The organism is Yoonia sp. D2-7, from assembly GCF_055809435.1.
This window is the reverse complement of the sequence record NZ_CM147912.1, coordinates 3,025,903-3,048,956: the sequence shown is the minus strand read 5'-3', so window position 1 is coordinate 3,048,956 and position 23,054 is coordinate 3,025,903. Positions and strand designations below refer to the sequence as shown.

Sequence of the window (23,054 nt, the reverse complement as noted above, 5' to 3'; positions counted from 1 at the left end):
TCAATGGTTGTCGCGCGGCATATGTTTGCGCGCGATGTCTTGGTAATTGGACGCGTCGCGCAAGGTCATCCCGTCGGAGAGCGGTTCGACCATGTCGCGGAAATACTTTTGCCACGGGGATTGTGAAACAGGGATCGGGAAGCCGCCCGCAGCGATCAATCCTTCAAGGCGTGCTTGTAGGACGTCGTTGGACACCAGAATGTTTGCGGTGCAAGTTTTCAGATCGATGCGGATCGTATCGCCAGTTTGCAGTAACGCGAGCCCGCCGTTATCCGCAGCCTCTGGCGATGCATTCAGGATAGACGGGGAACCTGACGTGCCTGATTGCCGCCCGTCACCGATACACGGCAATGCCTCAACCCCTTGTTTCAGAAGGTAAGATGGGGCGCGCATATTCACGACTTCGGCCCCGCCGGGATACCCTTTAGGGCCAGCGCCGCGCATCACGAGGATACAGTTCTGGTCGATGCCTTCGGCCTCATCATCAATCCGATGATGGTAGTCTTCTGGCCCGTCGAACACGATAGCACGGCCTTCAAACGCGTCAGGGTCATCCGGGTTCGACAGATAAGTTTCGCGAAACGCGGGGCTGATCACACTGGTTTTCATGATCGCGCTGTCAAACAGATTGCCCTTGAGATTGATAAATCCCGCCTCCTGCATCAATGGGTCTGCGACGGGTAAAATCACGTCATCGTTTATCGTCCGGCGTAGCGCGCAATTGTCGCCCATAGTCCTGCCATTCGCGGTTACTGCATCTGGATGCGGCAGCATTTCGGCCTGCATCAATTCGCCCACGACCGCGGGAACGCCGCCTGCGCGATGGAAATCTTCGCCAAGATATTTGCCTGCTGGCTGGAGATTCACGAGCAACGGGACGGCGTGTCCATGCGCCTGCCAATCGTCGTTGCTCAGATCGACGCCAAGGTGCTTGGCGATGCCATTCAAATGGATGGGCGCGTTGGTTGACCCGCCGAGGGCAGAGTTCACAACGATCGCGTTTTCAAAGGCTTCGCGCGTCATAATGTCAGTGGGACGCAGGTCCTCCCAAACCATATCGACGATGCGTTTTCCAGTCTCGTAACTAATCTGCCCGCGTTCGCGGTAGGGCGCCGGAATGGCGGCCGAGCCGGGCAATTGCATGCCCAATGCTTCGGCCAAAGAATTCATCGTCGTGGCCGTCCCCATCGTGTTGCAATAACCCACGGATGGGGCAGATGCGGCGGCAATTTCGATGAATTCGGCGTCGGTGATTTCGCCTGCCGCCAGCTTTTCGCGGGCTTTCCAAATCACGGTGCCGGACCCCGCACGTTCGCCTTCGTACCAGCCGTTCAGCATCGGTCCGACAGACAATGCAATTGCTGGAATGTTGACTGTTGCAGCGGCCATAAGCAGGGCAGGCGTGGTTTTATCGCAGCCAATCGTTAACACGACACCATCGACTGGATACCCGAACAATGCCTCTACCAGACCAAGATATGCGAGGTTGCGATCAAGGTTCGCGGTGGGGCGTTTGCCGGTTTCTTGGATGGGGTGTACTGGCACCTCGAGAGGGACGCCGCCCGCCGCAATGATCCCGTCACGCGTGCGTTTCGCCAGTTCGATATGGTGGCGATTGCATGGGCTAAGGTCGCTGCCGGTTTGCGCAATCGCGATGATTGGTTTGCCTGATTGCAGCTCTTCGCGGGTCAGGCCGTAGTTGAGGTAGCGTTCAAGGTAAAGCGCTGTCATTTCAGGGTTTTCAGGGTTGTTGAACCACTTTTGGGACCGCAGGTTTTCGGGGGTTATCTTTGGCACGGTAAGGTCCTTTGGTAGATGAACGACAGGCTGGGGTTTCTTGCAATCACGCGATCTTCGCCGCATGAATACCGAAAGCCTACGCAGGTTCGCGGCAGGTTTGCAACGCTACGACGAACCGAAAGGGTCCCGCATGACGCGCAAAATCACACTGCTTGGCACAGGCTTGATGGGCTACCCGATGGCCCGAAACATCGCGTCGGCCGGGTTCGATGTGACCGTCTGGAACCGCAGCCGCGCGAAGGCAGAAGGGTTAACCGCGCACGGCGCAATGGTTGCGGACACTGTCGCCGATGCAGTCACGCAAGCGGATGTTGTGATTTCGATGCTGTCGGACGGTCCGGCGGTCGAAAGCATTATTGCAGAGGCAAAATCAGCGTTGGAATCCGGTGCAATTTGGCTCGATATGTCGAGCACCAAACCGGAAGAGGCCCGCGCATTCGCGGACACCCTCGCGACGTCGGATGTTTCCTTCCTTGATGCGCCAGTATCAGGCGGATCGAAGGGTGCAGAGGCTGCGACGCTTGCGATTATGGCGGGGGGCGACGCTACTGTTTTTGAAAGCGCAAAAGCCGTGTTTGAAACCATGGGACGGCCGACGCTTGTCGGACCGACGGGCGCTGGGCAATTGGCGAAGCTGGCCAATCAAGCCATTGTGGCGGTGACCATCGGCGCCGTCGCCGAGGCAATGTTGTTGCTTGAACAGAATGGGGCAGACGCCACTGCGGTGCGTTCCGCGCTGAAAGGCGGATTCGCGGATAGCACGATTTTGCAGCAGCATGGGGCGCGGATGACGAACCGCGACTTCGTTCCGGGGGGGCTGACCAAGCTGCAGCTAAAGGATCTCGACAACGTGCTGGCGGAGGCTGGATCACTGAAACTGCCAGTTGTTCAGCATGTGCGCGACAGATTTCACCGCTATATGACCCAGATGGATGCAGGCGATCGTGATCATTCGGGATTGTTTGAAGAGTTGCTTGATCTCAATGGGTTGCCATGAGGCAAACCCTAAACCGGGCGGGTAAAGTTCCGCGACAAATGCTCGTGAATGCGGCTGCGCGTTAGGGCTTCGTCCTTGGCAAGCACTGCATCTAGGATGCCTTGATGTTGGGTGACATTTTCAGGAACGTATTCAAAATCGCGATCCTTCGCGATCATCTGTTGGCGGAAACGATGGTAAACGACATCATGTGCTTCTTTCAAAACGTCTGATCCGCAAGCTTCGATCAGAGTTTGATGGAAAGCCTGTTCCGCGCGTGTCCAAAGCGTGAGCAGGCCGGTCGCAAAGGGCCCACCGTTGATCCGGTTTTCAATATGGGACAGGCGATGGTGGGCGGCCATCAGTCGGGATTCCCAGTCGATGTCGCCGTGACGAATTGACAGCACCGCGCCCTCTGACTCGAGTAAAACGCGAAATTGTGTCAGATCGTGCTGCAAGCGGTCGGATTGTTCGGGGACCCGAAACCCGCGCTGTTCTTGAAAATTCACCAAACCGACGGTCGAAAGCCGGAACAGGATTTCACGCATGCTGGATGCAGAGATCGCGTATTCTTGTGCAAGGTCTGCAGACTTAAGGCGTTGATTTGGCGCAAATTCTCCGTTGACGATCCGATCTCGTACGGTATCAAAAATTGGTATTTCAATGGCCATGTCCGCAACTACATCCGAAAAAAATTTTGAGATTTTGAGATATTATCAAAATTATGGAAAAAGCAAGAATTTTGTTGTCGCAGCGTAAACCCGCCGTTAGCGTTAAACTTACCAAAATCAATGCCAGTCTCTGGGAGGAGCTGGGAAAAAGCTGATTTGGCCCTAGGGAGGACTAAAATGAAATTGATGACGAAACTGACGACGGCTGTTGCCGGTGTGGCAATGATGGCGTCTGCTGCCTACGCAGATGGGCATGCCTCAACTGTATTGCGTATTCAAACCCACTTTTCGCCTGAAACGCTGTCTGGCCAAATGGCTGCAGAATACATCGAAGACATCCAGACGATGTCCAACGGTGAGATCCAGATCGAAATGTTCTATTCCGGTTCTGTTGTGAAAGCGGCAGAAACGTTTGATGCGGCGGCCACAGGTATTCTTGATTGCGACATGACAGGTGGTGCTTACCAGACCGGTAAGAACCCAGCGTTCCAGTTCACTGGCGATTTGCTGGGTGGCTACACGAACCCGTATCAGCAGCTTGCTTGGATGCTGCACGCCGACGGTGCGTCGAAAATCAACGATCTGTACAACCAATACGACATGGAATTTGTCGGCTGGTGGATCCCTGGTCCTGAATCGCTTGCGTCGACTAAGCCAATTGCAGGCGTCGCCGACTTTGAAGGGTGGAAGTTCCGTTCACCTCCAGGTTTGGCAACGCTCGTGTTTGCCGAAATGGGTGCTTCCCCGATCGTGATGGATTTCAACGAAATCTTTACGGCGCTTGAAACAGGCATCATCGACGGTGCTGATGCGGCCAACCTGACGAACAACGTGGGCCTTGGTCTGTATGACATTGCAGAGCACACGAACTTCCCGGGTTTCCATTCGATGCCAGCCGACCACCTTGCTTGCCGCAAGGACATTTGGGACGCGATGCCAGAGCACCACAAGCGCATTATGACCGTTGCGATGGAAGCATTGGCGCTGAAGAACGCAACAGCAAACGAAGTGCAAAACGCACAGACCGCTGTTGATCTGCGTGCGAAGGGTGTGAACCTGTACGAATGGCCTGAAGCAGAACTGGCACAGTACCGCGAAGCTGTGAAAGCCGGTTGGACAAGCTTTGCCACGACACCAGAGGCAGAAGCACTTTTGGAAAGCCACATTGCCTTCCTGACACAGATGGGTCTGTTGAAGTAATCCTTCAGACGCACGACTGACAGACATTCGGCAGGGCTATTTGATGGCCCTGCCGTTTTCACCTCTTTCCCCGCCAGGCACCTATGAAAATCGTTAAGATTCAAAGCCATGTTTTGCAGTATGACCTGCCAGAGCCTTTGGGCTATTCGCAGCAGTATTACGCGAAACGGTCTGCCCATTTGGTGGAAGTGACGACGGACGAAGGCATCACCGGATGGGGCGAATGTTTTGGTCCGGGCAATGTGGCGCTGGCCAACAAAGCTATCGTTGAACGTGTGATCCAACCGCTGATTTTGGGAATGGACCCAATGGATCGCGATGTGATCTGGCACAAAGTTTACAACCTTTTGCGCGACCACGGACAAAAAGGCATGCCGATGCAGGCCCTTTCCGGTGTCGATATCGCGCTGTGGGATATCGCGGGTAAGGTCGCAGGCTTGCCTATTCACAAGCTGATCGGTGGCGCACACCGCGACCACGTCACCGTTTACGGCTATGGGATGATGCTGCGCCCTGATGAAACCGCTGACAGCTTGGCGGCGCGTTTCGTTGATGAAGCCGCTGAGATTAAAGAAATGGGCTTTGCCGCGACCAAGATGAAAGTCGGGTTGGGGCCGAAACCGGATGCGAAATTGGCCGAAGCGGTCAGACGCGGTGTCGGCGACGATTTCCGTTTCATGGTGGATGCCAATCATTGCTACACAACGTCGGACGCGTTTTACGTTGGCCGTGCATTGCAAGATCTTGATGCGTATTGGTTCGAAGAACCCATCGCGCCTGAAGATCACGATGGCTATCGCGAATTGCGCGCTGGTCTCGACATCAATATTTCGGGCGGAGAAGCCGAGTTCAACCGCTGGGGCTGGCGCCAAATCCTTGAAAATCGCGGTCTTGATATCGCGCAGCCCGAAGTTTGCGCCCTTGGCGGGATCAGCGAATATCTACGGGTGCTGGCCCTTTGCCACGCGCATTTCACGCCTGTTATTAACCACGTCTGGGGTTCAGACATCGCCGTTGCTGTGAACCTGCAACTGCTTGCAGCGATGCCGCCTATGCCTGGCGGGCTGTACCCGTGGGAACCGATGTTGGAATTCGACACCACACATAATCATTTCCGCGATGACCTTTTGGAAGACCCGCTGGACATCGCAGGCCAAGTGAAGACGACCAACGGCACCGTCACAATCCCGGACAAACCGGGAATAGGTGTTACGCCAAACACGGATTTCATCAAAGAATTCGAGATTACTTAGACGACCTTGGGAGGGGACAGTCATGGACGAAGCAGAAACAGGAGGCCTTTTGGAATGGATTATTCCATTGGCGTTTATCATCTGCATGGGATGGGTGATTTGGCACATGCCGTCGTTCATTCTCGACTTTCTGCCGCCCGCGAACGAAAGCCTGTATGGCCAGATCGAAGCATTGCAATTGCGCAAGGACGTCACGCCCAATCTCGGAGCCGTGGTCGGCGGGCACATTGATATCATCGACCTGACAGCGCTGGTCCTTATTCCAATCCTGTTCGTCTTGGGGATGCGGACCATCAAAGTCGCGACGATGGAATTCCAAGACTGGCGCGCCATCGACCGCGTGGCGATTTTCATCGGTCGCGTCACTATGATGCTGGTTTTGCTGATGACGATGGTGATGATGTACGAGGTGTTCCTGCGTTACGCGATTGAGAAACCAACACTTTGGGCGAATGAGCTGACGCTGTGGATCGCGGGTTTTGTGTTTTTGTGTTCAGGCTTTTACGCCATGCAGCAACGCAGCCACATCCGTATCTTCATCCTTTACGAAGTTATGCCGCGTTGGGCGCAAAAAGCGTGCGATACGGCGTCGGTCTTCTTTATCTGCGTTTTCGCCTTCTTCCTCGTCTTCGGTAGCTACAAGCAGGTGTTTCTGACTAAATTTTACCGGTGGGAGATGTTCGGCACCGCCTTTGATCCGCCGATCCCCGCGACGATCCAGCCAATGATCCTGATCATCATTACGCTGGTAGCGATCCAGTCTGTGATCAACTTGATCGCCGATTGGAACACCGAACCCGTGATCGCGAGTGCGACGGACATGGATGACGAAGAACTTGAAGCGATCAAACGCAGCGTAGGGGCGAAATAATGGACGTCGGAACAATCTCGATTGTGCTGGTTCTGGGCCTGTTGGTCCTGCTAGCGATTGGTATGCCGCTTGGCTTTGCGTCAGCTGTTTTGGCGGTCGCGGTGCTGGTGATGAAATTTGAACCGGCATTGCTGACAAACCCGTTTTCATGGGGTGATGGCATGCTGACGGGGCGACCGGGGACGGGGCCGCTATACCTGCTCACCCAGAAGATATTCGATCTTATGACCGAATATGTCCTGATATCCGTACCCTTGTTCATCTTTATGGCGGCTTTGCTGGAGCGGTCCGGCATCGCCAAGGAAATGTACACATCGCTTGATTACTGGCTGTCCCGCGTGCGCGGTGGCATCGCGATTGTCACATCTTTGATGGCTGTGATTATGGCGGCGATGTCTGGCATTATCGGCGGTGAAGTCGTCCTGTTGGGCCTAATCGCACTGCCGCAGATGTTACGGCTTGGCTACGATCAGAACCTCGCCATCGGGACGATTTGTGCGTCAGGGTCGCTGGGAACAATGATCCCGCCGTCCATCGTATTGATCATTTACGGCCTGATCACTGAAACGTCGATCAAGGCGCTTTTCACTGGCGCGTTCCTGCCCGGTTTCATGCTGGCCAGTTTCTTTATCATCTACATTTTGATCCGGACGAACCTGAACCCGTCGCTGGCCCCATTGCCAGAACCGCAACCGGGTGAGCCGACAGGACGCCAAAAGCTGGGTCTGTTCGGTGCGTTCTTGTCCGTCCTAACGGCGGGTTTCACGACGCTGTTGTTGCTGCGTGCCTTATTCTTCACCGTGACAGGTCAGAACACTAACATGGGCGAAAACGTTGATCCGATTGCATGGGGGATGGCATATCATATCCCCTATATCATCGGCTATTTGGTCGCGGCACTGGTGTTGGCTTTCTTTGTGTTCGGGATAGAACGTGTCAAAGTCGGTTGGGAACACGGCAAGGGCCTTGTTCCGCCATTCACCGTCATCGGCATCGTGCTCGGGTCGATCTATGGCGGCATTTCGGGGATCACCGAAGCAGCGGGCATGGGCGCATTGGCCGTCTTTGTGATCGCGTTGATCCGCGGCGAGGCATCGAAATCACTGGTGTGGGACGCGCTGATGCGGACGTTGCGGTCCACCGGCACGATCATTTGGGTGACCATCGGGGCGGCCGCCTTGGCGGGGGCCTACACACTTGCGGGCGGTCCATCTTACATCGCAGATCTGATCGTTGGCGCGGACATGCCTACGATGGCCGTCTTGCTGACGATGATGCTGATCCTGCTCTTTATGGGTGCGTTTATGGATTGGGTCGGGATCGTGTTGCTGATCATTCCGGTATTCCTTCCGATTGTGAAACGTCTACCGATCGAAGAAATCGGCTTTATCGGTCAACTTGAGCCATCACAAATCTCGATTTGGTTCGGTGTTTTGTTCTGTATGAACATGCAGGTCAGTTTCTTGTCGCCACCATTCGGACCGGCTGCATTTTACCTGAAGTCGGTGGCACCGCCGCATATTTCGTTGACGGACATCTTCCGTGGGTTCCTGCCGTTTATCTGTGTGCAGTTGATCGCCATCACCGTGCTGCTCGTGTGGCCATCCATCGTGACGATATTGCTGTGACCCTTACGGCAGATCAAATTGCGCTGTTCAAGAAGGACGGCTACCTGATCGTTAAAGACGTCGTGTCCCCCGATTTGCTGCGTGCAATTCGGGGAGAATACGATGGGGTTATGGACCAATTGTACGACGATTGGTTCGCACAGGGTTTGGTGACTGATCCAGCCGAAGGACTTGATTTCTGGGCGAAACTTGATCGGGCTCGGGCGGCTGGAGTTGAGTGGTTTCAACCGCTCGATATCTCGCTTCCTCATGCTGATATCACGGAAGACACGCCGTTTCATTTTGGACCCGCCGTGTTTGATCTGGTCACACATGACCCGATCCTTGATGTCGTCGAAACCGTTCTTGGTGGTGAGCTGACGTCGAATCCGATTCAGCATGTCCGCATTAAGCCGCCCCAACGCGAAGTGCCCGAAGGTGAAACGCGTGCCCATATCGGCGTCACTGCATGGCATCAGGATCGCGGCGTCGGGCATCCGTTGGCTGATGAAACAGATATCGTTACGGTGTGGATCGCAGTGACGGATGCGACGGTAAAAAACGGGTGCTTGCGCCTGATCCCCAATCCGCCCGATGATATGTTGCCGCATTGCCCGCAAATTCAAACTGCGATCCCTGATGCACACCTTGACCAAGATCGCGCAATTGATGCGGAAATGACGGCAGGCAGTATCCTGTTGATACACCCGCTGACCCCGCATTGTTCGGGGCCGAACACGTCTGACGGTTACAGATGGTCGTTTGATATTCGATATAACGTGAGTGGGCAGAACACAGGACGTCAGCAGTTCCCCGATTTTGTTGCCAGATCGCGGGCGCAGCCGCAGACGGAATTGCGGGACTGGCGCACGTGGCTGGGTCTGTGGGAACAGGCGCGGACGACAGCGGCCACGTCGCCCCATATCGACCAACATCGGTGGCAAGCGGATAGTCCATTCTGTGCCTGATATCCTTGTTATAGGGGCCGGACTGATCGGCGCGCGGCATGTGGCGGCGGTGCAGGATCATCCTGACTGCACATTGGCAGGTGTTGTTGATCCGGTGCAGGTGGATGGGATCGCTGCCCCGGTCTTTCGCGACATTGCCGATGTGAATGTGCACGTCGATGGTGTGATCATCTCGACACCTACCGGATTGCACGCGTCCCATGGAATGCAATGTGCGCAGCGCGGTTGGCATATGTTGATCGAAAAGCCGGTTACGGCGACTTTGGACGAAGCCCGCGATCTCGGGCGGGCCGTCCGTAAACACGGTGCACGGTGTCTTGTTGGCCACCACAGACGCTATCATCCATCTATTGACGTCCTGCGGGACGCAATCTTGTCTGGCAAGATTGGCGCGCCCGTGACCTCTACGTTGATATGGGCGATGCGTAAGCATGACAGCTATTTTAACGCGGATTGGCGGCGTACGGATGGCAGTCCAGTGATGATTAACCTTGTGCATGACATCGACTTGCTCAGGTTCATCTTTGGCGAGGTCACCGACATTGCAGCCCTTGGATCAAATGCACAACGCGGCAGCGACAAAGTCGAAAGCGGTGGCGCTGTTTTGCGGTTTGAAAGCGGGCTGTGTGCGACAATCAGCTTTGCCGATACCGCGCCCAGCCCGTGGGGTTTTGAAGCCGGAACAGCAGAGAACCCCAACATTGGTACAACTGGTCAGGATATGTGGTGGATTACGGGCACGCAGGGTGGGATCGCGTTCCCATCCCTCACGTTATGGGGGGGTGCCACAGATTGGTCACAGCCCGCGACAGCACAAACCTTATCTGCTACCAAGACGGTACCATTGATCGCGCAACTGACGCATTTTTGCCAAGTGATTGCAGGCACTGTCGAACCGATAATTGATGTCGATGATGCTGCGCGGACGTTGAAGGTAACGCGTGACATTGAAACGCTCTTGGCGCAGCAAATACTGCAGCCCGAAGATACGAAGGAAAAGATAGCATGACGAAACCCACCATTGGATTTATCGGACTGGGGCTGATGGGATCGGCTATGGTCTCTCGCCTTCAGGACTTGGGTTATCAGGTGACCGTGACTGCGAACCGGTCTCGCCCGAACATTGATGCGGCTGTTGCACGCGGGGCGACCGAAGTGGACACCGCGCGCGACGTGGCCAATGCCAGTGATATCGTCATGCTGTGCATGGACACATCCGCCAGTGTGGAAGCCCGCATGACGGGCGCAGATGGCGTGATTGCAGGACTTCAATCAGGCGCAGTCGTCATCGATTTCGGCACGTCGCTGCCCGGAAGCACGCGCGCCCTGGCTGAAAAAGTCGCGGCGGCGGGCGGCACGATGCTGGACGGTCCATTGGGTCGGACGCCCCAGCAGGCCTACGACGGCAAATTGAATATCATGGCTTCCGGCGACAAAGCCGCTTTTGACAAGATCAAACCAGTCTTGGATGACTTGGGCGAAAACGTCTTTCATTTGGGTGCCGTTGGATCGGGCCACACGATCAAGCTGATGAACAACTTCTTCGGGATGACCGTTGCAAACGCGATGGGCGAGGTGTTTGCGATGTCGGACGTCGCAGGTGTGGACCGTCAGCAAGTTTTTGATGTCATCGCGGCGGGTCCGTTGAAATCGATGATGATGGATCTGGTGAAAGGCTACGCAATCGACGGCAATCCAGATATGTTGGCTTTCAGCATCGGTAATGCGGCCAAGGACCTTGGGTATTACGACCAGATGGCAAAGGATGCGGGTACAGAGTCCGCGCTTGTCGGTGGCCCGTTGAATGCGATGAAGTCCGCAAAAGACGCAGGTCATGGCGATGAAATGGTGTCGCAAATGGTTGATTTCTATTCCAAAATGTTCGGCCAAAACTAGGTGAGAGACGCCACAACGCCCGACAGAATAGGCGTCGGCATCTTGATGATGCTCGTCGTCTATTTGTTGTTCACCATGGTGGACACAACGGCGAAGTGGTTGATTGGGCTAGGGTTTCCGGCGCTGCAGGTCGCCTTTCTGCGCTATGCGGGTCACTTTGCCATTAGCGCGGGGATTGCAGCGACCGGACAAACCCCACTGCGCCACCCCAAGCTGCCGTTAATTGTGTTGCGGGCCTTGCTTTTGGTGGTCGCGACGATGTTGAACTTCATCGCGATCACCTATCTGCCGCTAACGATCATTTCGGCCATCGCGTTTTCAGTCCCCATCATCGTGTGTCTCTTGTCCGTCCAGGTTTTGGGCGAAAGGGTTGGACCGTGGCGGTGGGGCGCGATCCTGCTGGGATTTGTGGGCGTCATTATCGTTATCCAGCCTTTTGGCGTCGATTACCATTGGGCGGCGCTATTGTGCGTGGTGAACGCGTTCTTACTCGCGGCCTATTCGCTTTTGACGCGGTATTTGACCCAAGATGTCGAAACCCAAACGCTACAGTTTTACGGCGGTTTGACCGGTACGATTGTGATTGCACCGATGGCTTATGCGGTCTGGGAACCGGCGAATACGTGGCCCGAATTGGTGATGTGGGGCATGCTGGGTCTTTGCGCTTGGGCGGGGCATGAAATCCTGACACGTGCTCATAATATCGCACCTGCAAATGCGTTGATGCCGATCTCGTACAGCTATCTCATTTACATGATGGCGTCGGACATTCTGATCTTTGCACTTTATCCTGACGCAATCGAGATTGTTGGCGCAAGCGTGATCGTTCTGGCGGGGCTGATCATCTGGAAAAGAGGCCGCTAAACGCAAAAAGGCCCGCACATTGGCGGGCCTTTTCGATGATTTGGTTAGCTTAAGCAGCGTTCGCTTTGGTCCCGAACCGACCGTAGAACGACTGGGTCTTGTCAGCCATTTCGCGCAGTAGGGCAGGTGTTTTGAAACGCTCACCGTATGTTTCCGCCAGTTGATCACAGCGTTCTGCCGCGTAAGGCGTGCCGATGATATCAAGCCAGCTGAACGGGCCGCCCGACCAAGGTGCAAAACCCCAACCAAGGATCGCGCCAACATCGCCTTCGCGGATGTCTTCCAGCACGTTTTCTTCCAGCGCGCGGACCGCTTCCAACGTCTGAGCGAACAACAGGCGGTGCTGTACGTCGATCAGATCAGGCTGTTCGTCGGCTGCTGGGTATTTGGCGGAAAGACCTTCCCACAGACCTTGGCGTTTGCCTTTGTCGTCGTAAGCATAGAAACCGCTGTTAGATTTGCGGCCAAGACGGCCTTCGTCGAACATCCAGAACAACACTTCGTCCTGCGCGTCGTCGTAGGCATCGCCCATCGCGGCTTTTGTCGCTTTCGCAATTTTCACGCCGAGGTCGATGGACGTTTCGTCGGTCAACTGGAGCGGACCAAGCGGCATACCAACCAGTTTCGCGGCGTTTTCGATCAGGGCAGGTTCGACACCTTCCTTTACCATCCGGATACCTTCGTTGATGTATGGAATGATGCAGCGGTTCGCATAGAAGAACCGTTCATCGTTTACAACGATAGGTGTTTTGCGGATTTGACGCACGAAATCGAGCGCCTTGGCCACGGCCACATCACCAGTCTGCGCACCTTTGATGATCTCAACGAGCATCATCTTGTCCACAGGGCTGAAGAAGTGGATGCCGATGAACTTTTCAGCGTCGTTTGATGCCTTTGCGAGTTCAGTGATCGGCAGCGTCGATGTGTTAGTCGCAAAGATGCAGTCAGGACCAGTCACGGCCTGTACCTTGGCAGTCACGTCAGCCTTCACGCTGACGTCTTCGAACACGGCTTCTACGATCAGATCACAACCTTTCAGCGCGTCGTAGTCAGTCGTCGCGTTGATCAGGCCAAGGATTGCTTCTTTCTTTTCAGGTGTCGCCTTTTTGCGGGCGATGCCTTTGTCCATGTAGGCGGCAGTGTAGTCTTTACCCTTGTCCGCAGCTTCCTGTTTCGCGTCGATCAGCACGACCTTGATCCCCGCCAAAGCAGAGACGAGCGCGATGCCCGCACCCATCATGCCAGCGCCGATGATGCCAACTTGGGACACCTTCTGGTCTGCCACGTCAGGACGGTTCGCACCCTTTTCTAGCGCTTCTTTGTTGATGAACAGTGACCGGATCATCGCCTCGGAGGATGGATTCAGCAAGACAGAGGTAAACCAGCGGGCCTCGATCTTAATGGCCGTATCAAAAGGTACCATCGCACCTTCATAAACGGCGGAAAGCAGCGCTTTCGCAGCAGGGTAGACACCTTGCGTCTTGCCGTTCACCATCGCGGATGCACCGACGAATGTCATGAAACCAGCAGGGTGGTACGGCGCGCCGCCGGGCATTTTGTAGCCCTTTTCGTCCCATGGTTTTACGATCTTAGGTTCTGACAAAACCCATTCTTTGGCCTTGGCCACAACTTCGTCAGCGTCCACGACTTCATCGATCACACCAGCGGCCTTGGCCTTTTGCGGGTTGTTCAATTTGCCCTCAAGCAACAACGGCGAGGCCGCCATCGCACCGAGTTTGCGCACCAGACGGGTCGTACCGCCCATACCGGGGAAAATGCCGACCATGATTTCTGGTAGACCGATCTTGGCTTTGGGGTTGTCCGCAGCAAAAATCCGGTGACACGCCAGCGGAATCTCCAAACCGATGCCCAAGGCGGTGCCGGGCAGGGCGGCAGCAATCGGTTTGCCGCCTTTGTTGGTTTTTGGGTCCATGCCCGCACGTTCGATCTTGCGCAGGATGCCATGGGATTTCATCAGGCCGTCCATCAGGCCTTTGGCAGGGTTGTCGCCCGCGCTGGCCTTCATCTTGGCAATGATATTCAGGTCCATGCCCCCGGCAAATGTATCCTTGCCAGACGTGATAACGATGCCTTTCACAGCATCATCTGCCAACGCCATGTCAATGCAAGATTCGAGATCTTCCCACCCTTGCAGGCTGAGGACGTTCATGGATTTTCCAGCGACATCCCAAGTGATGGTTGCAACACCGTCGGCATCGATTTTCATAGTAAAATCAGTCATATCGGTGGCTCCTTACACGCGTTCGATGATTGTTGCGACACCCATACCGGATGCGATGCAGAGGGTGGCAAGGCCAGTGCCTTTGCCAGTGCGTTCCAGTTCGTCCAGCAATGTGCCGATGATGATCGCACCTGTGGCGCCCAGCGGGTGACCCATGGCGATAGAGCCGCCGTTGACGTTCACGAGGGATGGATCGACATCGAAACGCTGCATGAAGCGCAGGACAACGGATGCAAAGGCTTCGTTCACTTCGAACAGGTCGAGGTCGGAAATCGCCATGCCGCTGTCTTTGAGAATCTTCTCAGTTACAGGAACCGGACCAGTCAGCATGATTGTCGGATCAAGGCCGATCTTGGCGGTGTGCTTGATGATCGCGCGTGGCTTGATGCCCATCGCCTCACCGTATTCTTTGGACCCGATCAACAGGCCAGCAGCGCCGTCCACGATACCGGAAGAGTTACCAGCGTGGTGGATGTGGTTAATCTTCTCAAGATGCGGGTACTTCATCAGCGCGACTTTATCGAAGCCAGGCATCTGTTCGCCCATCATCTGGAACGCTGGGTTCAGCTTGGCCAATGCGTCCATATCTGTGCCCGGACGAATGTATTCGTCGTGGTCCAGAATGGTCAGACCGTTCTGGTCTTTGACAGGCACGATAGATTTCGCAAACCGGTTGTCCGCCCATGCAGCCGCAGCGCGGTTCTGGGATTCAACAGCCAGTTGGTCGGCCTGTTCGCGTGTAAACCCATATTCGGTGGCGATGATATCAGCCGAAATACCCTGCGGAACAAAGTATTGATCCATTGCGATAGACGGATCAACAGCGATGGCTGCACCGTCTGACCCCATGGCAACGCGGCTCATCATTTCGACGCCGCCTGCGATATAAGCCTGACCGGACCCGCCGCGAATTTGGTTCGCAGCAAGGTTCACAGCTTCCATGCCAGAAGCGCAGAAGCGGTTGATCGACAGACCGGGGATCGATTGATCCAGGTCCGAAGCCAGCACTGCAGTACGGGCCAAACAGCCACCTTGTTCGGCAACCTGTGTGGCGTTGCCCCAAATCACGTCCTCTACGGCGTGACCTTCCAGACCATTGCGGTCTTTCAGTGCGTTCATCACGCCTGCAGACAGGCGGGCTGACGTCACTTCGTGCAAGCTGCCGTCCTTGCGGCCCTTGCCGCGCGGGGTGCGGACAGCATCATAGATATAGGCTTCGGTCATAGTTTCCTCCGGGTATTTAGGTGCGATCGGCAGGTGAGCCGGGCATCAAGTCGTATGGGTGTTTCCAACCGGGTTGGGCGGCGATTGCGTCCATCCAGCGGCCGATATTGGGGTAATCTTTACGGTCAAATGTGAACGGTTCTGGGTAAAACAAGTATCCGGCGACGGCGATGTCAGCGATTGTGATGTCGTCGGCAGCCAGCCATGCAGTACGGCCCAATTGCGTTTCGACAACCTTCAATGCGGACTTAAGGCGGGCAGCTTGAAAGGCGATCACATCAGCGTTGCGGCGGTCTTCTGGCATAAAATTCATCAAGAACCGCAGGTTACCAGCAACGCCGGATACCTTATGGTTGTCAAAGAACATCCAGCGCAGCACTTCGCGGCGTTCCGCAGCCGATTTGCCGCCTAATTTGCCAGTCTTTGATGAGACATAATCTTGGATCACGCCGGACTGGGTCAGGACCATATCACCATCTTCCAGCACTGGAACCTCGCCCATGACGTTTAAGTCGAGGAACGCGTCGGACCGGCCTTCACCGTTGAAGAAATCAACAAACTTTGGTGTCCAGTCAGCACCTGCGAGCTCTAGTGTTAAAGCCGCTTTGTAAGCATTTCCGCTTTCGCCGAAGCAGTGCAAGGTCATTGTCATGGTGTGGTCCCTTTCGAGGGTGCGTCCAGATCATAGGACAGAGATTTGAGTTGTTCTTGGACAGATGAAAGCAGAACGCTGCGTCCAATTAACGGCCCATGCTGATTAGTCGCCTTTGTGCGAGTAGCCGAATGGGATGAAGCTGCACCGTTGCTGTTTCATCTGCCCAAAACAACTCGAAAATGCGACGTCACCGCTTGCGATGCTCCAATGTTGTCGTGAACTGCCGCAATCTGCTTCGCAGATTGTCGTCGTCCATCAACGCATCGAAGTTTTCGAACACAAAACTCAAAGCCTCCCCTTTTTCCAATCCCGCATCATCCGCAAAGCGGGTCAACCTCCGATACCCGTCTTCTGTCATTCCGACAGGAAACCGACGTGTGAGGCGAAATCGTTTGGGCATGACACTCCTCCTTGGGGAAAGGCGGGCCGCAAAGCCCGCCTTCCATCGTGTCGTTAGAACTGTGCGGCGTCCAGTGCCATCACAGTGTCCGCGCCGGTGTTGATCCGCGCGAGGTGCATTGCCGTCGCAGGCAATTGACGTGCCATGTAGTATTTCCCGGTCGCGATTTTCGTGTTCAGGAAGTCTACATCGGTGTCGCCAGCATCCAGCGCTTCTTGCGCGGCTTTCGCCATGCGTGCCCACATCAAGCCAAGGCAAACGTGACCCATCAGGTGCATAAAGTCGTAAGACCCTGACAGCGCGTTGTTCGGGTTCTTCATGCCATTCTGCATGAAATACATACCCGCAGCCTGCATGTCCTTGGATGCCGCTTTCAGTGGCTCAAGGAAGTCAGCTTTCAGCGCTTCGTCGCCATCGTTTTCTTTGATGAAGTTCTTCACCATGTCAAAGAACGCCATCACGTGCTTGCCGCCGTCTTGCGCCAGTTTACGGCCAACAAGATCAAGCGCTTGCACGCCGTTTGCACCTTCGTAGATCATCGCGATCCGTGCATCACGGGCGAACTGGGACATGCCCCATTCTTCGATGTAGCCGTGGCCGCCGTAAACTTGCTGTGCAGCTGTTGCGTATTCAAAGCCTTTGTCGGTCAAGAAACCTTTCAGCACTGGCGTCATCAATGAAATCAGGCCGTCCGCGTCTTTGTCGTCGTTCTTGTGCGCACGGTCGATCAGGCTTGCGCCCCACATCGTGAAGGCACGCGCCCCTTCAACAAAGCTTTTCTGGTCCATCAGGTTACGACGGATGTCAGGATGCACGATCAGCGGATCAGCAGCTTTTTCAGGGTACTCAACGCCAGTCACGGCACGACCTTGCAGACGGTCGTTCGCGTAGAACACGGCGTTCTGGTACGCGATTTCGGCTTGCGCATAGCCCTGCAGGCCCACACCCAGACGCGCTTCGTTCATCATTGTGAACATCGCGCGCATACCTTTGTGCTCTTCGCCCAAAAGGTAACCGGTCGCTTCGTCGTAGTTCATCACGCAGGTGGAATTGCCGTGGATGCCCATCTTTTCTTCGATCTTGCCAACGGACACGCCGTTGCGATCACCAAGGTTGCCTTCATCATCGACCATAACCTTTGGAACGATAAACAGGGACACGCCTTTGATGCCTTCAGGGCCACCCGGGATTTTTGCCAAGACGAGGTGGACGATGTTGTCAGCAAGATCGTGATCACCGGCAGAGATAAAGATCTTCTGACCAGAAACCTTATAAGACCCGTCGTCCTGTGGCACGGCCTTGGTCCGCATCAGACCCAAGTCAGTCCCGCAATGCGGTTCTGTCAGGTTCATGGTGCCGGTCCATTCACATGTGACCATCTTCGGCAGCCATTTTTGCTTCTGCGCGTCCGTGCCGTGGGCGTGGATCGCGGAATAGGCACCGTGTGTCAGGCCTTGGTACATGTTGAAGGCCATGTTGGCGGACACGAATGCTTCTTGTGCCGCAGAGTTCATCACATAGGGCAAACCTTGGCCGCCATATTCCGGATCGCAATCCATTGCGGTCCAACCGCCTTCTTTCATGACCTTAAAGGCCTCGTCGAAACCGGTTGGTGTCCGCACGATGCCATTCTCAAGCACGCATCCTTCGGTGTCGCCAACCGCGTTCAGCGGCAGCAATACGTCGGTTGCGACTTTTCCGGCTTCTTCAAGCACGGCGCTTGTGAATTCCGCATCAAGATCGTCGTAGCCCGGGACGTCTTGGGCGCTGACGTTCAGCAGATTGTGCAACACAAACTGCATGTCTTTTGTAGGGCTATTGTAGATCGGCATGTGCGGGTCTCCTCCGGTATCAACTCTTAGGCAGCGGCGATCTTGCCGTTTGCCAAATCCTTAAGGCGCTGTGCGCCCCATTCCATTTGTGTCTTCAGCTCCTCGATGGCGACATTCAGTTCATCGCGCTGGGCGATCATGTCGGCGAGGTGCGTTTTGGCCAGTTCGTATGTTTTCGCGAGCTGTGCCTGTTGGCTGTCGCCCATGTGGTACATGTCCAGCAGCTGCCTGATTTCCTCTAGGCTGAACCCGAACCGCTTACCGCGGAGGATCAATTTGAGGCGGGCTTGATCACGCTTTGTGAACATCCGGCGCTGGCCGTCACGCATAGGAAACAAAAGTTCTTTCTGTTCATAAAACCGCAAAGTGCGGGGGGTTACGTCGTATTTCGCGCACATGTCGCGAATGGTCATTGTTTCAGTTGTCATTGTGCAATCCTTGGGCTGCATGTTGTTCGTTGTGCAGCCGAGGTGCGCCGTCGACTCGAACCTTACAAGCTTTGTTGACGTTAACGTAAACGGAACGTGGCGTCATTTTGCGCCTGACGAAAGGTCAGCAAAAGTCACCCTAGGTCACGCGTAATTTAATAAGAGGGAAGGGAAAGTTGGTTTTCCCCTCAGACGGGAAAGCGGGTAAGGATTTCCATACCGGATTCGTCTAAGAATAAGGGCTTTGCGATGTCTGCGGTTTCACGAAGCGTCAAAAATTCAGGCAATGCGTGTGAAGAATTTGTATCGCATCCTGATATCCGCACGACGGGCCTGATCACGGGGCCCATGCGGGTCCGTGATAAAAATTGACCCTAGGTCACCCGACGTTTTTGGCTGTCAGATCGCGCAAACGCTTCAATTCGGTCATCGTGTCATCCAGCTGTTTGCGCTGTTCGTCCAGTTCAACCAACTGTTTGTCGGCCAGTTTGACCCACGTTTCCATCTGCGCTTGCGTACCTTCGTTTTCGTAGATTTGCAGCCACTGGCGAATGTCTTCCAACGCGAACCCGAAACGGCGGCCACGCAAGATCAAAGTCATGCGTGCAAGCTCTTTGCTGCCATAGAAACGAGAACGGCCCTCTTTTTCGGGGCTAAGTAGTTCGATGTACTCGTAGTAGCGCAAGGTCCGTGGGGTCACATCGAACTTGGCACACATTTCTTTAAAGGACAGGCGGGGCTCAGACATTTCGTTCTCCATGACGCTAGTATAGCGCGCACTAAATCCAAGGCAACGTGCCAATCGCCCTTCATTGGGGATGCCAAGAAACAGCTTTTCGTAAGCGTCCGAGAATGTCAGGTGTGGGGCAATACCAATTGCGAGGGTCACCAGATGACACCAGACGAGCAAGCAACAATGGTTGCATCGTTCATACAAAACATGCCCCACGCCAAAGCGCTCGCGATGCATGTGGAACATTCCGGTGATGGCGAAGCGGTGATTTCCATGCCCTACGACGAACGCCTTATTGGCGATCCTGAAACAGGCGTGATCCATGGTGGTGCGGTTTCTGCATTGATGGATACGTGTTGTGGCACAGCCGTTATGTGTCACCCGAATGCAGGTGTACCCACTGCCACGCTGGATCTACGCATCGATTATATGCGCTCTGCGACGCCCGGACAGTCGATCACCACGACAGCCACATGTTATCATGTCACCCGCAATGTGGCCTTTGTACGCGCTGTTGCCACGGATGACGATAAAGATCGCCCAGTGGCGACTGCGACTGGTGCGTTCACCGTCCCACAAGTGAAAAAGGTGGCGACATGAAAAAGCCAGAACCCGTGCAGGTCGTCAAACAAAGGCGCGATGCTGCCCTTCAGAACCTTCTGGCCGATGTGCCCTACATTCAGTTTCTCGGAGTGCAGTTCGATCGCCGCGGTGACGAATTGACTGCGGTTTTGCCGTTCAAAGAAGATCATATCGGCAATCCCATGCTTCCTGCGATCCATGGCGGCGTGACAGCTGCGTTTCTTGAGATTACGGCAATCATCCAGTTGAGTTGGGAAATGATCTGGGACGATGTCGAAACCCCGACAACCGATGTGCCGACCCGCGTTTTGCTGCCAAAGACCATCGACTTTACCGTTGACTACCTACGATCCGGCCTGCCACGTGATGCATATGCGCGTGCGCGGGTGAACCGGTCCGGCCGTCGTTACGCATCGGTGCACGTCGAAGGCTGGCAAGACAACCGGTCCAAACTGTTCGCCCAAGCGACGGGTCACTTCCTGATGCCGGACAGGTCTAAACCTTGATGAAAACCGATAGCCTGACGCATCGCCGGGTCCTGCAAATCTCGCTCCCGATTGTGCTGTCTAATGCGACCGTGCCGATCTTGGGGGCTGTGGATACGGGTGTTGTCGGGCAGATGGGCGAAGCCGCGCCAATTGGGGCAGTTGGCATTGGCGCGATTATCTTAACCGCGTTCTATTGGATCTTCGGATTTCTAAGGATGGGCACCGCGGGGCTTGCCGCCCAAGCGCATGGGGCAGGGGACCAACCCGAAGTCGCCGCTTTGCTGTCGCGTGCCTTGTTGATTGGCGCGACTGCAGGGTTTGCGATGGTTCTGCTGCAAATCCCGCTATTTTATGGCGCGTTCAACCTGTCGCCTGCCAGTCCCGAAGTCGAAAGCCTTGCCCGTGAATATATGGCGATTCGGGTGTGGTCCGCCCCTGCGACTATTGCGCTTTACGGGATTACGGGTTGGCTGGTGGCGTCAGAACGCACCAAGGCAATCCTCGCGATCCAAGTGTTGATGAACGGGGCAAACATCATCCTCGATCTGGTATTCGTGCTGGGCTTTGATTGGGGCGTAGCTGGTGTTGGCTGGGCCACGTTTATTGCCGAATGGGCAGGACTTGCTTTGGGTCTATGGCTTTGCCGCGACGCTTTCAAAGGCACTGCATGGCGTAATGCAGAACGTATCTTCGACCGCATTCGCCTGAAAAATATGGCGGCTGTGAACACGGACATCATGATCCGTTCCGTTCTATTACAGGCGATTTTTGTCAGCTTCCTGTTCTGGGGGGCTGATTTTGGTGACGTGAATCTCGCCGCGAACCAAGTGCTTCTGCAGTTTCTGTATATCACGTCTTATGCGCAAGACGGATTTGCCTTCGCTGCGGAATCGCTGGTGGGTCAAGCTTTGGGGGCCAAAAAACGTGCTGCATTGCGCCGCGCCGCCTTTTTGACCTTTGGATGGGGGGCTGCGGCCGGACTACTTCTAGCAACCTGTTTTGCGATCTTCGGACCTGCGATCATCGACACCATGGCCAAAGCGCCAGAGGTTCAATCGGCGGGCCGTACTTTCCTGCCCTATATGATTGCAGCCCCTTTGGTGGGGGTCGCGTCGTGGATGTTGGACGGTATTTTTATCGGGGCCACACGAACCAAAGACATGCGCAATATGATGATCATTTCGGCCTTGGTCTATTTCGCCTGTGTGTTTCCATTGATGGCCGCGTTTGGAAACCACGGCTTATGGCTTGGGCTATTGTTAAGTTTTGTGGTGCGGGGCATCACACTGGGCATGAAATACCCCGCACTGGAAGCGTCAGCTGACCCTTAGTTGGCGCAATCGCGCAGAGTCATTGCGAGGTTTGTCATCATCGCGATGTAACCCACGCCCGCGCGGTCTGTTGCATCGACCATCGCCGTTTGTGCTGCTGTGTTCTCTATCAGAACAGCAGCCCATTCCGCGTCCGTTGGGGATTCGTGCAGCACGCAAGTTACGTCGCCCGCTTCGACCATCTCACGCAGCTCGCGCAGGTGGCCGGGGCCAGGATCGGCGTCTTCGGAGTTGGAGATAAAGCCCGCAGGGGTCAGTCCGACACCGACTTCAAAATACTGGAAACTGTCGTGCGGCAGAATGATCTGTGTGCCGTCGATCTGTGTCGCAATGGCGGCCAGCTCTGCCGAGAGTGTTGTGAGGTCTGTTTGGAATGCCGCAAGGTTCGCGGCGTATTGTTCCGCGTTCTCCGCGTCTTGGGCGATCAAGGCTTGTGCAGCTGCATCGGCCCATGCGGATACGACCGATGGGTCGAGCCACGCATGCGGATCAAATTCACCATGGTCATGGCCCGCATGATCATCATGATCGTCATGTTCCGCGTGGTCATCATGGTCTTCGTGATCATCATGATCACGGTGTTCCGCATGATCTTCATGTTCCGCGTGATCGTCGTGCTCTGCATGATCATCATGGCCCATGGCCTCATCAAGATCGCGGAATGGCAGCAGGTTCCATCCTTCCGTTTCAAGCAGTGACAGGTGCGCGGCGTCACCCGCGAGGTTTTCAAGCGGATCAACCAGCCAAGGTGTCAGGGATGCGCCCACCCAAATCACAAGATCAGCTTGGGAAAGTGTGCGGGCCTGTGATGGACGCAATGTAAAATCGTGGGGATCGTCGCCGGGGGCTAGCAGGACGTCCGGAGTTCCAACGCCCTGCATCAATGTCGTCGCGATGCTATGGGTCGGGCCAAAATCGGTCATAACTTGTGGCGCATCGGCCCAAGCAGCGGCAGGGACAGCCGCCAGTAGTGACAAAAGTGGGAGAGAACGTAGGGACATGACTTGCCTCTTTGAGTGAATCAACATAAATT

Annotated in this window: 22 protein-coding genes; 12 read left to right on the top strand and 10 right to left on the bottom strand. The window is 55.2% G+C overall.

Annotated features, from left to right (window positions below; genetic code table 11):
- Positions 1 to 1,797 carry a dihydroxy-acid dehydratase gene (locus tag AC0L7R_RS15060; protein ID WP_473657684.1) on the bottom strand — a complete coding sequence of 599 codons (1,797 nt, stop codon included), beginning with the start codon at positions 1,795 to 1,797 and terminating at the stop codon, positions 1 to 3.
- A 133-nt stretch (positions 1,798 to 1,930) separates the two neighbouring features.
- Between AC0L7R_RS15060 and AC0L7R_RS15055 the strand changes: the two genes are divergently transcribed.
- Positions 1,931 to 2,797, top strand: a complete 867-nt coding sequence (locus AC0L7R_RS15055) for an NAD(P)-binding domain-containing protein (protein ID WP_473657683.1) — start codon at positions 1,931 to 1,933, stop codon at positions 2,795 to 2,797.
- A gap of 8 nt (positions 2,798 to 2,805) precedes the next feature.
- On the opposite strand, the gene AC0L7R_RS15050 is transcribed toward AC0L7R_RS15055, so the two are convergent.
- Complete coding sequence (locus AC0L7R_RS15050) at positions 2,806 to 3,447, bottom strand: GntR family transcriptional regulator (protein WP_247127370.1); 642 nt, start codon at positions 3,445 to 3,447, stop codon at positions 2,806 to 2,808.
- A gap of 177 nt (positions 3,448 to 3,624) precedes the next feature.
- On the opposite strand from AC0L7R_RS15050, the gene AC0L7R_RS15045 reads away from it, so the two are divergent.
- From AC0L7R_RS15045 to AC0L7R_RS15010, 8 genes are all read left to right on the top strand, one after another.
- On the top strand, positions 3,625 to 4,647 hold the full coding sequence (locus tag AC0L7R_RS15045) for a TRAP transporter substrate-binding protein (protein WP_348106769.1): 1,023 nt from the start codon (positions 3,625 to 3,627) through the stop codon (positions 4,645 to 4,647).
- Positions 4,648 to 4,730: 83 nt separating this feature from the next.
- Entirely contained in the window at positions 4,731 to 5,900 is a 1,170-nt protein-coding gene (locus tag AC0L7R_RS15040; protein ID WP_473657682.1) for an enolase C-terminal domain-like protein, read from the top strand.
- A 22-nt stretch (positions 5,901 to 5,922) separates the two neighbouring features.
- Positions 5,923 to 6,771 carry a TRAP transporter small permease subunit gene (locus AC0L7R_RS15035; protein WP_247127367.1) on the top strand — a complete coding sequence of 283 codons (849 nt, stop codon included), beginning with the start codon at positions 5,923 to 5,925 and terminating at the stop codon, positions 6,769 to 6,771.
- Complete coding sequence (locus AC0L7R_RS15030; RefSeq protein WP_473657681.1) at positions 6,771 to 8,399, top strand: TRAP transporter large permease subunit; 1,629 nt, start codon at positions 6,771 to 6,773, stop codon at positions 8,397 to 8,399. The genes AC0L7R_RS15035 and AC0L7R_RS15030 overlap by 1 nt, the downstream gene beginning before the upstream one ends.
- Positions 8,396 to 9,346 carry a phytanoyl-CoA dioxygenase family protein gene (locus AC0L7R_RS15025; RefSeq protein WP_473657679.1) on the top strand — a complete coding sequence of 317 codons (951 nt, stop codon included), beginning with the start codon at positions 8,396 to 8,398 and terminating at the stop codon, positions 9,344 to 9,346. The genes AC0L7R_RS15030 and AC0L7R_RS15025 overlap by 4 nt, the downstream gene beginning before the upstream one ends.
- Complete coding sequence (locus AC0L7R_RS15020; RefSeq protein ID WP_473657678.1) at positions 9,339 to 10,355, top strand: Gfo/Idh/MocA family oxidoreductase; 1,017 nt, start codon at positions 9,339 to 9,341, stop codon at positions 10,353 to 10,355. The genes AC0L7R_RS15025 and AC0L7R_RS15020 overlap by 8 nt, the downstream gene beginning before the upstream one ends.
- The gene (locus AC0L7R_RS15015) at positions 10,352 to 11,242 is read left to right on the top strand and encodes an NAD(P)-binding domain-containing protein (RefSeq protein ID WP_473657676.1); all 891 of its coding nucleotides are present in this window, start codon (positions 10,352 to 10,354) and stop codon (positions 11,240 to 11,242) included. Before AC0L7R_RS15020 ends, AC0L7R_RS15015 begins: the two co-directional genes overlap by 4 nt.
- A complete protein-coding gene (locus AC0L7R_RS15010; protein ID WP_473657675.1) occupies positions 11,243 to 12,106 on the top strand; it encodes an EamA family transporter in 864 nt (287 codons plus the stop codon). It abuts the gene before it with no gap.
- 49 nt (positions 12,107 to 12,155) lie between these two features.
- Here AC0L7R_RS15010 and AC0L7R_RS15005 read toward each other — a convergent pair whose 3' ends face one another.
- The 7 genes from AC0L7R_RS15005 to AC0L7R_RS14975 all read right to left on the bottom strand — a co-directional run bounded on the left by AC0L7R_RS15005 (position 12,156) and on the right by AC0L7R_RS14975 (position 19,635).
- Positions 12,156 to 14,348: a 3-hydroxyacyl-CoA dehydrogenase NAD-binding domain-containing protein gene (locus AC0L7R_RS15005; protein ID WP_473657674.1), complete on the bottom strand. Its 2,193-nt coding sequence runs from the start codon at positions 14,346 to 14,348 to the stop codon at positions 12,156 to 12,158.
- A gap of 12 nt (positions 14,349 to 14,360) precedes the next feature.
- Positions 14,361 to 15,572, bottom strand: coding sequence for an acetyl-CoA C-acetyltransferase (locus tag AC0L7R_RS15000; RefSeq protein ID WP_348108428.1), 1,212 nt, complete (start codon positions 15,570 to 15,572; stop codon positions 14,361 to 14,363).
- 16 nt (positions 15,573 to 15,588) lie between these two features.
- Positions 15,589 to 16,224 (bottom strand): glutathione binding-like protein, encoded by a 636-nt coding sequence (locus AC0L7R_RS14995; RefSeq protein WP_473657673.1) that lies wholly within the window; start codon positions 16,222 to 16,224, stop codon positions 15,589 to 15,591.
- Between the two features lie 190 nt (positions 16,225 to 16,414).
- A complete protein-coding gene (locus tag AC0L7R_RS14990) occupies positions 16,415 to 16,627 on the bottom strand; it encodes a hypothetical protein (RefSeq protein ID WP_348108426.1) in 213 nt (70 codons plus the stop codon).
- A gap of 53 nt (positions 16,628 to 16,680) precedes the next feature.
- The gene (locus tag AC0L7R_RS14985) at positions 16,681 to 18,459 is read right to left on the bottom strand and encodes an acyl-CoA dehydrogenase C-terminal domain-containing protein (RefSeq protein WP_473657672.1); all 1,779 of its coding nucleotides are present in this window, start codon (positions 18,457 to 18,459) and stop codon (positions 16,681 to 16,683) included.
- 26 nt (positions 18,460 to 18,485) lie between these two features.
- Complete coding sequence (locus AC0L7R_RS14980; protein ID WP_473657670.1) at positions 18,486 to 18,887, bottom strand: MerR family transcriptional regulator; 402 nt, start codon at positions 18,885 to 18,887, stop codon at positions 18,486 to 18,488.
- Positions 18,888 to 19,266: 379 nt separating this feature from the next.
- On the bottom strand, positions 19,267 to 19,635 hold the full coding sequence (locus AC0L7R_RS14975) for a MerR family transcriptional regulator (RefSeq protein WP_247127737.1): 369 nt from the start codon (positions 19,633 to 19,635) through the stop codon (positions 19,267 to 19,269).
- A gap of 144 nt (positions 19,636 to 19,779) precedes the next feature.
- Between AC0L7R_RS14975 and AC0L7R_RS14970 the strand changes: the two genes are divergently transcribed.
- Genes AC0L7R_RS14970 through AC0L7R_RS14960 form a run of 3 tightly spaced genes read left to right on the top strand, consistent with a single transcriptional unit; the run spans position 19,780 to position 22,021 of the window.
- A complete protein-coding gene (locus AC0L7R_RS14970) occupies positions 19,780 to 20,220 on the top strand; it encodes a hotdog fold thioesterase (protein ID WP_473657669.1) in 441 nt (146 codons plus the stop codon).
- The gene (locus tag AC0L7R_RS14965) at positions 20,217 to 20,708 is read left to right on the top strand and encodes a hotdog domain-containing protein (RefSeq protein WP_473657668.1); all 492 of its coding nucleotides are present in this window, start codon (positions 20,217 to 20,219) and stop codon (positions 20,706 to 20,708) included. The genes AC0L7R_RS14970 and AC0L7R_RS14965 overlap by 4 nt, the downstream gene beginning before the upstream one ends.
- Positions 20,708 to 22,021, top strand: a complete 1,314-nt coding sequence (locus AC0L7R_RS14960; protein WP_473657667.1) for an MATE family efflux transporter — start codon at positions 20,708 to 20,710, stop codon at positions 22,019 to 22,021. Before AC0L7R_RS14965 ends, AC0L7R_RS14960 begins: the two co-directional genes overlap by 1 nt.
- Here AC0L7R_RS14960 and AC0L7R_RS14955 read toward each other — a convergent pair.
- Positions 22,018 to 23,022 (bottom strand): metal ABC transporter solute-binding protein, Zn/Mn family, encoded by a 1,005-nt coding sequence (locus AC0L7R_RS14955; RefSeq protein ID WP_473657666.1) that lies wholly within the window; start codon positions 23,020 to 23,022, stop codon positions 22,018 to 22,020. The genes AC0L7R_RS14960 and AC0L7R_RS14955 overlap by 4 nt on opposite strands.
- Positions 23,023 to 23,054 lie beyond the last annotated feature (32 nt).

Bases quoted from the DNA above. Each gene is read 5' to 3' on its own strand.
- AC0L7R_RS15055 (WP_473657683.1), top strand. From the start codon at position 1,931: ATGACGCGCAAAATCACACTGCTTGGCACAGGCTTGATGGGCTACCCG.
- AC0L7R_RS15050 (WP_247127370.1), bottom strand. From the start codon at position 3,447: ATGGCCATTGAAATACCAATTTTTGATACCGTACGAGATCGGATCGTC.
- AC0L7R_RS15045 (WP_348106769.1), top strand. From the start codon at position 3,625: ATGAAATTGATGACGAAACTGACGACGGCTGTTGCCGGTGTGGCAATG.
- AC0L7R_RS15040 (WP_473657682.1), top strand. From the start codon at position 4,731: ATGAAAATCGTTAAGATTCAAAGCCATGTTTTGCAGTATGACCTGCCA.
- AC0L7R_RS15035 (WP_247127367.1), top strand. From the start codon at position 5,923: ATGGACGAAGCAGAAACAGGAGGCCTTTTGGAATGGATTATTCCATTG.
- AC0L7R_RS15030 (WP_473657681.1), top strand. From the start codon at position 6,771: ATGGACGTCGGAACAATCTCGATTGTGCTGGTTCTGGGCCTGTTGGTC.
- AC0L7R_RS15015 (WP_473657676.1), top strand. From the start codon at position 10,352: ATGACGAAACCCACCATTGGATTTATCGGACTGGGGCTGATGGGATCG.
- AC0L7R_RS15005 (WP_473657674.1), bottom strand. From the start codon at position 14,348: ATGACTGATTTTACTATGAAAATCGATGCCGACGGTGTTGCAACCATC.
- AC0L7R_RS15000 (WP_348108428.1), bottom strand. From the start codon at position 15,572: ATGACCGAAGCCTATATCTATGATGCTGTCCGCACCCCGCGCGGCAAG.
- AC0L7R_RS14995 (WP_473657673.1), bottom strand. From the start codon at position 16,224: ATGACAATGACCTTGCACTGCTTCGGCGAAAGCGGAAATGCTTACAAA.
- AC0L7R_RS14990 (WP_348108426.1), bottom strand. From the start codon at position 16,627: ATGCCCAAACGATTTCGCCTCACACGTCGGTTTCCTGTCGGAATGACA.
- AC0L7R_RS14985 (WP_473657672.1), bottom strand. From the start codon at position 18,459: ATGCCGATCTACAATAGCCCTACAAAAGACATGCAGTTTGTGTTGCAC.
- AC0L7R_RS14980 (WP_473657670.1), bottom strand. From the start codon at position 18,887: ATGACAACTGAAACAATGACCATTCGCGACATGTGCGCGAAATACGAC.
- AC0L7R_RS14975 (WP_247127737.1), bottom strand. From the start codon at position 19,635: ATGTCTGAGCCCCGCCTGTCCTTTAAAGAAATGTGTGCCAAGTTCGAT.
- AC0L7R_RS14970 (WP_473657669.1), top strand. From the start codon at position 19,780: ATGACACCAGACGAGCAAGCAACAATGGTTGCATCGTTCATACAAAAC.
- AC0L7R_RS14965 (WP_473657668.1), top strand. From the start codon at position 20,217: ATGAAAAAGCCAGAACCCGTGCAGGTCGTCAAACAAAGGCGCGATGCT.
- AC0L7R_RS14960 (WP_473657667.1), top strand. From the start codon at position 20,708: ATGAAAACCGATAGCCTGACGCATCGCCGGGTCCTGCAAATCTCGCTC.
- AC0L7R_RS14955 (WP_473657666.1), bottom strand. From the start codon at position 23,022: ATGTCCCTACGTTCTCTCCCACTTTTGTCACTACTGGCGGCTGTCCCT.